The sequence below is a fragment of the Micromonospora sp. 4G55 genome (assembly GCF_016803375.1).
The window spans coordinates 1-10946 of record NZ_JAEVHN010000174.1 but is presented as its reverse complement, the minus strand read 5'-3'; the positions used below and the strand labels follow the sequence as shown (position 1 = coordinate 10946).

The 10946-nt window shown below is 72.0% G+C and carries 7 protein-coding genes and 1 pseudogene; 2 read left to right on the top strand and 6 right to left on the bottom strand.

Going from position 1 to position 10946, the window contains the following annotated elements; all coding sequences use genetic code 11:
- A pseudogene (locus JNW89_RS16325) lies at positions 1 to 561 on the bottom strand (GGDEF-domain containing protein); the annotation flags it as partial.
- Positions 562 to 671: 110 nt separating this feature from the next.
- Here JNW89_RS16325 and ilvD point away from each other — a divergent pair.
- Positions 672 to 2519: a dihydroxy-acid dehydratase gene (ilvD, locus tag JNW89_RS16320; RefSeq protein WP_238449565.1), complete on the top strand. Its 1848-nt coding sequence runs from the start codon at positions 672 to 674 to the stop codon at positions 2517 to 2519.
- A 333-nt stretch (positions 2520 to 2852) separates the two neighbouring features.
- On the opposite strand, the gene JNW89_RS16315 is transcribed toward ilvD, so the two are convergent.
- From JNW89_RS16315 to JNW89_RS16300, 4 genes are all read right to left on the bottom strand, one after another.
- A complete protein-coding gene (locus JNW89_RS16315; protein WP_238449564.1) occupies positions 2853 to 5345 on the bottom strand; it encodes a glycoside hydrolase family 2 protein in 2493 nt (830 codons plus the stop codon).
- Positions 5342 to 6184 carry a carbohydrate ABC transporter permease gene (locus JNW89_RS16310; RefSeq protein ID WP_375155107.1) on the bottom strand — a complete coding sequence of 281 codons (843 nt, stop codon included), beginning with the start codon at positions 6182 to 6184 and terminating at the stop codon, positions 5342 to 5344. Before JNW89_RS16310 ends, JNW89_RS16315 begins: the two co-directional genes overlap by 4 nt.
- An 85-nt stretch (positions 6185 to 6269) precedes the next feature.
- Complete coding sequence (locus tag JNW89_RS16305; protein WP_238449562.1) at positions 6270 to 7280, bottom strand: carbohydrate ABC transporter permease; 1011 nt, start codon at positions 7278 to 7280, stop codon at positions 6270 to 6272.
- A 91-nt stretch (positions 7281 to 7371) separates the two neighbouring features.
- The gene (locus JNW89_RS16300) at positions 7372 to 8649 is read right to left on the bottom strand and encodes an ABC transporter substrate-binding protein (RefSeq protein WP_238449561.1); all 1278 of its coding nucleotides are present in this window, start codon (positions 8647 to 8649) and stop codon (positions 7372 to 7374) included.
- 381 nt (positions 8650 to 9030) lie between these two features.
- Between JNW89_RS16300 and JNW89_RS16295 the strand changes: the two genes are divergently transcribed.
- The gene (locus JNW89_RS16295; protein ID WP_238449560.1) at positions 9031 to 10050 is read left to right on the top strand and encodes a LacI family DNA-binding transcriptional regulator; all 1020 of its coding nucleotides are present in this window, start codon (positions 9031 to 9033) and stop codon (positions 10048 to 10050) included.
- A gap of 29 nt (positions 10051 to 10079) precedes the next feature.
- On the opposite strand, the gene JNW89_RS16290 is transcribed toward JNW89_RS16295, so the two are convergent.
- Positions 10080 to 10946 (bottom strand): EAL domain-containing protein (locus JNW89_RS16290; protein WP_238449559.1); only part of this gene is annotated, 867 nt, incomplete at its 5' end.

Here is a 10946-nt window from a genome sequence, read left to right as displayed (position 1 = left end):
GTTGCCGGTGATGCCGGCGCCGAGCAGCCCGAACCGGCCCCGGGGCGGAGCGGCGCGCAGCAGCACGGTCAGGGTCACCCCGACGGTCAGCGCGGCGTTGACCGTGGCCAGCAGGATCGCCGGGCAGGCCACCGGGGTGGCCGACCCGAGCAGTCGGGTCGGCGGGGAGAAGAGCACCCAGCCGACGAACCAGAGGGCCGTCGCGACGATCAGCGCGTCGAGCAGCAGCCGGGCGGTCGCCGGCCGGGACACCACCGCCCCCGGCAGGCGGAGCAGCCCGGCGGCGGCGGCCAGGCCGCTCAGCGTCACCGCGACGGAGATCAGGACGGGCCACCCGGTGAGCCGGGCCGGATGCGGCGGGTGGTGCGGGTCATAGAGCACCAGGCCCACCCCGACCAGCAGGCCGACCAGGGCGAACCCGCCGGCGGCGGCCAGCAGCGCGTACGGCCGGCGGTCCGGGCCGCTGCGACGCCGGACCGACCCGACGAGCAGCAGGGTGGCGGTCACGGCGACCAGGGCGCTGGGAAGCGCGACGGCGACCATGCCCGGGGGGAAACGCACGTCCTCAACTGTGCCGGATCCGCGCCCCGCGCGGGGCACCGGGTGTGCATCTGTTGGGACACGCTCGGACCGCCGGGGGCCGCCGCCGGGACGGTGCCAGACTGGTATGCATGCCTGAGCTGCGGTCGAGGACCTCCACCCACGGTCGGACGATGGCCGGCGCCCGGGCCCTCTGGCGGGCCACCGGGATGACCGACGACGACTTCGGCAAGCCGATCGTCGCCATCGCCAACAGCTTCACCCAGTTCGTCCCAGGTCACGTACACCTGAAGGACCTCGGCGGCCTGGTCGCCGACGCGGTGGCCGAGGCCGGCGGGGTGGGTCGCGAGTTCAACACCATCGCCGTCGACGACGGCATCGCCATGGGCCACGGCGGCATGCTCTACTCGCTGCCCAGCCGGGAGCTGATCGCCGACGCGGTCGAGTACATGGTCAACGCGCACTGCGCGGACGCCCTGGTCTGCATCTCCAACTGCGACAAGATCACCCCGGGGATGCTGCTGGCCGCGCTGCGGCTGAACATCCCGACCGTCTTCGTCTCCGGCGGGCCGATGGAGGCCGGCAAGACGGTGGCGATCGAGGGGATCGTGCACTCCAAGATCGACCTGATCGACGCCATGATCGCCTCGTCCAACGAGGCGGTCACCGACGACCAGCTCGGCGAGATCGAGCGTTCCGCCTGCCCGACCTGCGGCTCCTGCTCCGGCATGTTCACCGCCAACTCGATGAACTGCCTGACCGAGGCGATCGGCCTGGCGCTGCCGGGCAACGGCTCGACGTTGGCCACCCACGCCGCGCGCCGGTCGCTCTTCGTCGAGGCCGGCCGCACCGTCGTGGAGATCGCCAAGCGGTGGTACGACGGCGACGACGCCTCGGTGCTGCCCCGTGCCGTCGCCAGCCGGGCCGCCTTCGAGAACGCGGTCGCCCTGGACGTGGCGATGGGCGGATCGACCAACACGATCCTGCACCTGCTCGCCGCCGCCCGCGAGGCCGAGCTGGACTTCCAGGTGGCGGACATCGACGCGATCTCCCGCCGGGTGCCCTGCCTGGCCAAGGTCGCACCGAACTCGCCGCAGTACCACATGGAGGACGTGCACCGGGCCGGCGGCATCCCCGCCATCCTCGGCGAGCTGGACCGGGCCGGCCTGCTCCACCGGGACGTGCACGCCGTGCACTCCCCCTCGCTGCAGCGCTGGCTGGCCGACTGGGACGTGCGGGGCGGCTCGCCGACGCCGGAGGCGGTCGAGCTGTTCCACGCCGCCCCGGGCGGAGTGCGCACCACCGAGCCGTTCTCCACCGACAACCGCTGGTCGTCGCTGGACACCGACGCGGCCGGCGGCTGCGTCCGGGACCTGGAGCACGCGTACTCGGCCGACGGTGGGCTGGCCATCCTGTACGGCAACCTCGCCCCGGACGGCTGCGTGGTGAAGACCGCCGGGGTGCCCGAGGAGTGCCTGACCTTCCGCGGCCCGGCGAAGGTCTACGAGTCGCAGGACGACGCCGTCTCGGCGATCCTGGCCAAGCAGGTCGTCGCCGGGGACGTCGTGGTGATCCGCTACGAGGGCCCGAAGGGCGGCCCCGGCATGCAGGAGATGCTCTACCCCACCTCGTTCCTCAAGGGCCGAGGGCTGGGCCGGGCCTGCGCGCTGCTCACCGACGGCCGCTTCTCCGGCGGCACCTCCGGGCTCTCCATCGGGCACGTCTCCCCCGAGGCGGCCTCGGGCGGCCTGATCGCGCTGGTCGCCGAGGGCGACGAGATCGTCATCGACATCCCCGGCCGGTCCATCGAGCTCAACGTGCCCGACGACGTGCTCCAGGCGCGCCGGGTCGCCGAGGAGAAGCGGGACCGGCCGTACACCCCGGTCGACCGGCAGCGGCCGGTGTCGGCGGCGCTGCGCGCGTACGCCTCGATGGCGACGTCGGCCAGCGACGGCGCCTACCGCCGGGTGCCGGAGTGAGCGGCGCCCCGGCGCGGTGGTGACCTCTTTCGGGTGACCGCGGTCGCGCCACGCCCCCGATCGGGTGACGGCCAGCTGGCGTGTCGTGGCGCGGAGGGCGTATGCCTGGTGAGCGATATACCTGAGAGGCATAAACATGACTCAGCGGCATATCGCTCACAGCCGGGTCCTGGTCCGTCCGGACCACGCTGGGTAGCGGCCGTTCGGCGCGCGGGGCGCCCCGACCAACTCTGGCGGGCGCTGGCCGGCAACCCGGGACGACGTCTCAGCCGCGTTCGGTGACCGTGGCGGCGGCTGGCCGGAGGATGCCGGCCAGCCGCCGCCCGTCGCGCCTTACGCCGTGGCTCCTTCCGTGGCCGCGGCCGGAACCGCCCGCGTCGCGCCGGCGATGTCGTTGACGCAGCGCAGCACCGGGCGGGCGGTCAACGCCACCGGGTCCAGCGCCGTGTCGGCCCGCACGGTGAAGGTCGCCGACTCGCCCGGCAGCAGGGTGACCAGCGCCCGGTCGACCTCGGCGGACGGGTCCAGCCGGTCCGGGAAGAGGGTCAGGTCGCGCAGCACCGTCCGGGCGGTCACCCGGACCCGCTGGCCGTCCTCGCCCGACGCGACCGTCGCGTCGAAGCGGGCCGTCGGCCAGTCGATCTCCCGGTCCTCGGCGAAGAACCAGAGAGCCCGCTCGGCCGTGTCGCCGGCCTCGGCGACCAGCAGCTCCCGGCGGGCCGCCTCCGGCCCGGCCAGGTCCGCGGGCAGCGCCAGCACCACCGCCGAGTACGCCGGGACGTCCAGCGGGTACGCCGTCTTCGCCCTCGGCTCACCGGCCAGCGTCAGCCGGGTGACCGTCGCCGGGGCCCGCCACGGCTCGCCGGTCTCGTTGACCGCCACCAGGGCCAGCCCGCCGGCACGGGGCTGGACGGTGAGCAGCCGGTCCGCGTAGGCCCGGCGCAGCGCGTACCAGAGCGGCTTGCGGCGGCCGTCGCCGTCGATCGCCGACCACGAGGTCACCGGCCAGCAGTCGTTGAGCTGCCAGACGATGGTGCCGGCGCAGACGTCCCGGTGCGAGCGGAAGTGCTCCACCCCGAGCTGGATGGCCCGCGCCTGGTTGAGCTGGGTGAGGAAGTGCCAGTCGTCGAAGTCAGCCGGCTCGGGCAGGTGGGCGTCGAGTCCACGCTGGAGCTTGGCGTCGCCGTCGGTGGCCTTCTGGTGGTGCGCCATGCCGGGCGAGTCGGGCGCGAGGGGCTCGTCGGTCAGCGCCCGGCGCAGCGTCGCGTACGCCGCGGGTGCCTGGTAGCCGAACTCGGCGACGAAGCGGGGTACGTACTCGCGGTACTTCGTGTAGTCGTCGGTGTTCCAGACGTCCCAGATGTGCATGGTGCCGTGCGCCGGGTCGTTGGGGTGGATCTCCTCGCTGCCCGACCACGGGCTGCCCGGCCAGTACGGCCGGGTCGGGTCCAGCTCGCCGACGATCCGGGGCAGCAGGTTGAGGTAGTAGCCCCGACCCCAGGTGCGCCCGGCGAGCGGCTCCTGCCAGTCCCAGTCGTACCAGCCCCAGATGTTCTCGTTGTTGCCCGTCCAGAGCACCAGCGACGGGTGGCTGGCCAGCCGGGCGACCTGCTCGGTGGCCTCGGCGGCCACCTCGGTGCCGAACGGCTCCTCCTCCGGGTACGCCGCGCAGGCGAAGAGGAAGTCCTGCTGCACGAGGATCCCCACCTCGTCGGCGAGGTCGTAGAAGTCCTCCGACTCGTACCGGCCGCCGCCCCAGACCCGCAGCAGGTTCACCCCGGCTCCGGCGGCCTGGTCGAGCCGGTACGCCAGCCGGTCCCGGGTGATCCGGCTGGGGAACGGGTCGTCGGGGATCCAGTTGATCCCGCGGACGAAGACCGGGGTGTCGTTGACGTGCAGGGCGAAGGGGGTGCCGTGGGCGTCCGGGGTGGTGTCGAGGCGTACCGACCGGAAGCCGATCCGGCGGGACCAGGCGTCCAGGGTCCGGCCGTCCGGTGCGCAGAGCGTGACGTCGAGCCGGTGCAGCGCCTGCTCGCCGTACCCCCGGGGCCACCACAGCTCGGGGTCGCGGACGGTGAGGGTCGCCACCGCCGTGCGCTCCCCCGCCGGGACGACGGCCTCGACGGCCGCGCCGGCGACGGCGGCCCGGACGGTCAACGGGGTGACCCCGACCCGCTCCACCTCGACGTGCAGGTCGACCCGTCCCACCCCGTCGGCGACGGTGACCAGCGGACGGACGGTGGCGAGCCGGGCGGTGGACCAGGCGTGCAGGCCGATCTCCTGCCAGATGCCGGCGGTGACCAGGGTCGGTCCCCAGTCCCAGCCGAAGTTGCAGGCCATCTTGCGGATGAACTGGAACGGCTCCGGGTAGGCGTTCGGCCGGTCGCCGAGGGCGTCCCGGTGCCCTTCCGCGTAGCGGTACGCCGAGTCGAACCGGACGGTCAGCGTGTTCGCCCCCGGGCGCAGCAGCGCGCCGACGTCGAACCGGTGGCCGCGGTGCATGTTCTCGGTGCGGCCGACCTCGACCCCGTTGAGGGTGATCGTGGCGACCGTGTCGAGGCCGGCGCAGACCAGGTCGACCCGCTCGTCGTCGCCGGGCCGCCGGTCGAAGGTGGTCTCGTAGACCCAGTCGGTGCGCCCGATCCAGGCCAGCGTCGTCTCGTTGTCGTCCACGAACGGGTCGGGGATCAGCCCGGCGGCCAGCAGGTCGGTGTGCACGCAGCCGGGCACGGTGGCGGGCACCGCCCGGCCGGCGAGCCCGTCCGGCACCTGCGGCCCCGGTACGGCCCGCAGCGTCCAGCCCTCGTGCAACGTCTGCCGGGTCACGACTTCACCGCGCCTTCCATGATTCCGCGGACGATCTGCCGGCCGCCGATGAACAGCATGACCAGCAGGGGCACCGTGGCGATGAACGCGCCGGCCAGCACCCGCCGGTAGATTACGTAGTTGCCGCTGGCCAGGTCGGAGACGGCCACCATCGAGGTGGGGTAGTCGGTGCCGCTGAGCGTGATCAGCGGCCACTGGAAGTCGTTCCAGGTGGCGACGAAGGTGAGCAGGCCGAGCACCGCCAGAGCCGGGCGGATCGCCGGCAGCACGATGTTCCAGTAGACGCGCATGGTGGTGGCGCCGTCGACCCGGGCGGACTCGACCAGCTCGTCCGGCACGGTGTTGACGATGAACTGGCGCATGTAGAACACCCCGAACGCGGTGACCAGGCCGGGGGCGATGACGGCCAGCAGGGTGCCGTTCCAGCCGAGCTTGCCCATCACGATGTAGAGCGCCACGATGCCGAGCTGGTTGGGCACGGTGAGGGTGAGCACCACGAAGAGCATCAGCGCCCGGCTGCCCTTGAAGCGCAGCTTGGCGAAGGCGAAGCCGGCCAGCGAGCAGAAGAACAGCACCGACGCGGTCACCACGGTCGAGACGATGACGCTGTTGACCAGCGAGGCGGCGAAGTAGACGTCCTGGAGGGAGAAGACCTCCCGCACGTTGACCAGGAACTCATCGCCCGGGACGACCGCCGGCGGGATCTTCGCCAGCGCCGCGTCGTTGCTGGTGGCGATGACGAACATCCAGTACAGCGGGAACGCGGCGAACAGGATGGTCACCGCCAGCAGCAGATAGGTCCACACCGAGGCCGGAGTGTCCTGCGGCGCCCGGCCCATCAGGGTGGGCCGGTTGCGCCGGACCGCCACGGGCCGGGACGGCGCGGTGTCCAGCGCGCTCATCCGAGCCTCCTTTCGTTCGTGCTCACCGACGGCCTCCGGAGAGTCGGTTCGTCAGCAGGGTGTTGAGGCCGGCCACCAGCAGGATGATCAGGAAGAGCGCCCAGGACATCGCGGCGGCGTAACCGAGGTTGAGGTCCTTCCAGCCGACCTTGTAGATGAGCTGGGCGATGGTCTGCCACTCGCCGTTCGGCCCGCCCGTGGCGGCCTGCGAGTTCAGGTCGAACAGCATCGGCTCGGTGAAGAGCTGGAGACCGCCGATGGTGGAGAGCACCACGGTGAAGACGATGACCGGCTGGATCATCGGCACGGTGATCCGCCAGAGCTGCCGCCAGGGGCCGGCGCCGTCGATCGCCGCGGCCTCGTACACGTCGCGCGGGATGGACTGCATGGCGGCCAGGTAGAGCAGGGCGTTGTAGCCGATCCACTTCCAGTTGACCGTCGTGGCGATGGCGATCCAGGAGTGCAGCTTGTCGGCCCGCCAGTCGATCGGCTCGTCCCCACCGAGACCGAAGAGGCCGAGCACCCAGTTGGCCATGCCGAAGTCGCGGGAGAAGAAGACGCTGAACACCATCGTCGAGGCGACGATCGGCGTGACGTACGGCAGCAGGACGCCCACCCGCCACCAGGTCTGCGCGTGTAGCCGGCGGTTGAGCAGGGATGCCACCACCAGCGCCAGCAGCAGTTGCGGCACCGACGAGAGCAGGAAGATGCCGAAGGTGTTGTAGAGCGCGTTCCAGAAGTCGTCGTCGCCGACCAGCCGGGTGAAGTTGTCGAAGCCGGCCCAGGGCGGCAGCGTCGGGTCGTCCAACCGGTAGTTGCGCAGCGAGACCACGCCGTTGAAGACCAGCGGGAAGAGCCCGAAGACGATGAAGAGCAGGAAGAACGGGGCGATCATCAGGTACGGCAGGTAGCGCATGTCGAAGCGGTACAGCCGGTTGCGCCAGGTGAGCCGCCGCTCGTCGGGTCCGGAGCCGCCGCGGCCCGGCGCGGCTCGGTGGCCCGACGACGCGGGCGCGGCACGGGTGGTGGACATGGGACACGCTCCAGGGCCGAAGAGGTGACGGGGGTACGGGCGGTGCGGCGGTGACGGAGCGGCCGGTCGTGGCCACTCCGTCACCGGCCCGTCAGGAGGTGCCGGCCTTCTCGGCCTCCTTGACCGCCTCGGCCCAGGCGCCTCCGGCTTCAAGGTCTTGTTCTGCACCCGGGTGATGACGTTCTCCACGGCGACCCGGGTCGCCGTTCTTCCTGCCCAGGTACTGCGGGGTCAGGCCCTGCGCCATCTTGGGGAAGATCTGCCCGACCGGGGCGTCGTTGAAGAACGGGTTCTTGAAATCGGCGATCGCCGGGTCGGCGTAGAGCGCCGGCTGCGAGGGCAGGTTGCCGACCTTCTTGAAGATCTCGATCTGCTGCTCCGGCTGGACCAGCCACTCCAGCAGCTGGTACGCCTCGTCGACGTGCTTGCCCTGCTTGGGAATGGTCAGGAACGAGCCGCCCCAGTTGCCGCCACCGCCGGGCACCGCCGCGATGTCCCACTTGCCCTGGGTGCCGGGCGCGGTGTCCTTGATGTGGCCGAGCATCCACGCCGGGCAGGCGAGTACGGCGAACGAGCCGCTGGTGAAGCCCTTGTCCCAGTCGGCCTGGAAGCTGGCCAGGTTGGCCGACAGCCCGGCCTGGATGGCCTTGACCGTGTAGTCGAAGGCGACCATCGGCCCCTGCTCCATCTGGAGCTGGTCCTGCTCGTTGTAGAACCCGACCGGCTGCTGGCCGAGGATGGGGTTGAACAGGTTGGTGCCGGAGTCGATGAACTTCTTGTTGGTCTTGCCGGTGTACCGCTGGCCGACCTCGATGAACTTGTCCCAGGTGGGCCAGAGGGCGGAGACCTGGTCCCGCTCAATGGGCAGTCCGGCGGCCTTGAACAGGTCGGTCCGGTAGCACATCGCCAGGCCGCCGACGTCGGTGCCGAGGCCGATCTGGGTCTTGCCGTCGGCCGACAGCGACTGCTTCCACTTCCAGGGCAGGTACTTGCTCTCGTAGGAGCCGGCGCCCTTGTCGAGCAGGTTGACGAACTTGTCGGACTGGCTGCGGAACTGGACCATGAAGCCCTCGTCGATGGCGGCGATGTCCGCCGCGCCCGAGCCCGCCACCAGCTTCTTCTGCAGGTCCTCGTGCTGGGCGTTGTACTCGCCCGAGTTGAGCTGGATCCGGATGTTCGGGTGGTCGGCCTCGTAGCGGGTCTTCAGGTCCTGGAGACCGAAGTCGCCCCAGAAATTGATCTTCAACGTGACGACGCCGTCCCCGACGTCGGAGTCGGTGGTGCTCTTGCCGCTGCAGCCAGCGACCAGGACCAGGCCGACGGCGCCGGCCACCGCCGCGCGGACCCAGTGGGACCAGGACCGTTTCATGTCATCCTCCGCGCCAAATGGGAACGCTCCCGATATCGAGAGACGTTGACTGAACCGGATAAGTGAGGCCACCGTACGGTCCGGGTCCGGCACTGTCAACGGCCGGTCAACGGGGTGCTTGTTCGGTAACCCAAGCGCGACATTGGGAGCGCGGCCATGCGTGGTGAAGCGCTTTCTCCCGCACCTGGACGTGCCCAGGGGTGGCGGGGACGGGCGGGTCAGGCCGTACGCTTAACCGCGCAAGTGATCGTTCAGCAGGCCCGCTGTCCGCCGGTCCGCCGGGGGCATCCGCCCGACGGGGTCGGGGTAGCGTGAGGGCCGCCGGTGACCCCGGCGCCGTGGGACCGGCCCGGGGGGCCGCGAGAATTGAGGAGCACGCCGGTGAAGCGGCCGACCATCGCCGACGTCGCGCGACGCGCCGGGGTGTCCAAGGGCGCGGTGTCGTACGCGCTCAACGGGCAGCCGGGCGTCTCGGAGGCCACCCGTCAACGGATCCTGGCCATCGCCACCGAGATCGGGTTCAGCCCGAGCAGCGCCGCCCGCGCGCTCTCCGGCGCCACCGCCAACGCCGTCGGCCTGGCCCTGTGCCGGCCCGCCCGGATACTGGGCATCGAGCCGTTCTTCATGGAGCTGATCAGCGGCGTCGAGGCGGAACTCTCCGCCCGGTCGTACGCGCTCACCCTCCAGGTGGTGGCCGACCAGAAGGCGGAGATCGCGGTCTACCGCCGCTGGTGGGCGGAGCGGCGCGTCGACGGGGTCTTCGTCTGCGACCTGCGCACCGAAGACCGGCGGGTGCCGGCCCTGGAGGAGCTGCAACTGCCGGCCGTGGTGATCGGCGGACCCGGCCACACCGGCAGCCTGGCCAACGTCTGGTCGGACGACGCGGCGGCGCTGGTGGAGACGGTCGAATACCTGGTCGCCCTCGGGCACCGGCGGATCGCCCGGGTGGGCGGCCTGCCTTCGCTGCTGCACACCGAGATCCGCACCGACGCCTTCGCCGAGGTGTGCCGGCGGCTCGGGCTGGCCGACGCCGTCACCGTCTGGTCCGACTACACCGGCGAGGAGGGCGCCCGGGCCACCCGCCGCCTGCTCAGCTCCGCCAACCGCCCCACCGCGGTGATCTACGACAACGACGTCATGGCGATCGCCGGGCTCTCGGTGGCGCAGGAGATGGGGCTGGCCGTCCCCGGCGACCTCTCGATCGTGGCCTGGGACGACTCGCCGCTCTGCCAGCTGGTGCACCCGCCGCTGACCGCGCTCGGGCGGGACATCCCGGCGTACGGCGCGCACGCCGCGCGGCAGCTGCTGGCGGTCATCGCCGGCGAGCCGGTGACCGGCCTGCAGGACGAGACCGCCCACCTGACCCCGCGCGGCAGCACCGCGCCACCTCGAGTCAGGTGAACCGGTTCAGCAGTTGCTGAACAGTGCGGTCAGCGGGAGGCGGACGGGAACTCCTCGAAGTACGCCTCCACCCGCTCCGCCGTGGCCGGCCGGGCCAGCGCGAACCCCTGGCCGTACGGGCAGCCGGCCCGCTGCGCCCGGTCGACGTCGGCGTCGGACTCCAGCTCCTCCACCACCACCGACAGCCCGAGCCGTTCGCCGAGGCTGACCACCACGTCGATCAGCGGTCGCTGCGGGTCGTGCGCCGACCCCACCAGCTGCGGCCGGACCTTGAGCAGGTCGATCGGGAGCCGGCGCAGCTGGGCCAGGGAGGCGTGCTCGGCGCGGAAGTCGTCCAACGCGGTACGCACCCCCAGCGACCGCAGGCCGGCCAGCCGGGCCACCACGGTGGGCAGGTCCCGGCCGATCCGGGGCTCCGCCACCTCGATTACGAGCCGGTGCGCCGGCACCCCGTGCCCGGCCAGCGTGGCGGCCACCCCGGGCAGGAAATCCGGGGCCAGCAGCTCCCGGGGGGTCACGTTGACCGCCATCCAGAGCTCCCGGCCCCCCGTTGACCAGCTGGCGAGCTGCCGGCAGGCGCGGTCCAGCACCCAGCGCCCCAGCTCGCCGACGAGGTCGAGGTCCTCGGCCACCGGCAGCAACTCGGCCGGGAGCACGGTGCCCAGCACCGGGCTGCGCCAGCGCAGCAACGCCTCGGTGCCGACCGGCTGCCGGTCGGCCAGCCCCAGCACCGGCTGGTAGACCAGATCCAGCTCACCCCGGGTGGCCGCGCCGGGCAGCTCCCGCTCCAGGTCCAGCCGGCGGACCAGCTGCTCCTCCAGGTAGGCGTCGTACCACTCGACCCGGTTGCGGCCGAGCTGGACGGCGCGCCGCCGGGCCAGGTCCGCCTGGCGCAG

What these genes read in the sequence shown, in the direction of transcription:
- ilvD (WP_238449565.1), top strand. Translation starts at nt 672, where the DNA reads ATGCCTGAGCTGCGGTCGAGGACCTCCACCCACGGTCGGACGATGGCC.
- JNW89_RS16310 (WP_375155107.1), bottom strand. Translation starts at nt 6,184, where the DNA reads ATGGGCCGGGCGCCGCAGGACACTCCGGCCTCGGTGTGGACCTATCTG.
- JNW89_RS16305 (WP_238449562.1), bottom strand. Translation starts at nt 7,280, where the DNA reads ATGTCCACCACCCGTGCCGCGCCCGCGTCGTCGGGCCACCGAGCCGCG.
- JNW89_RS16300 (WP_238449561.1), bottom strand. Translation starts at nt 8,649, where the DNA reads ATGAAACGGTCCTGGTCCCACTGGGTCCGCGCGGCGGTGGCCGGCGCC.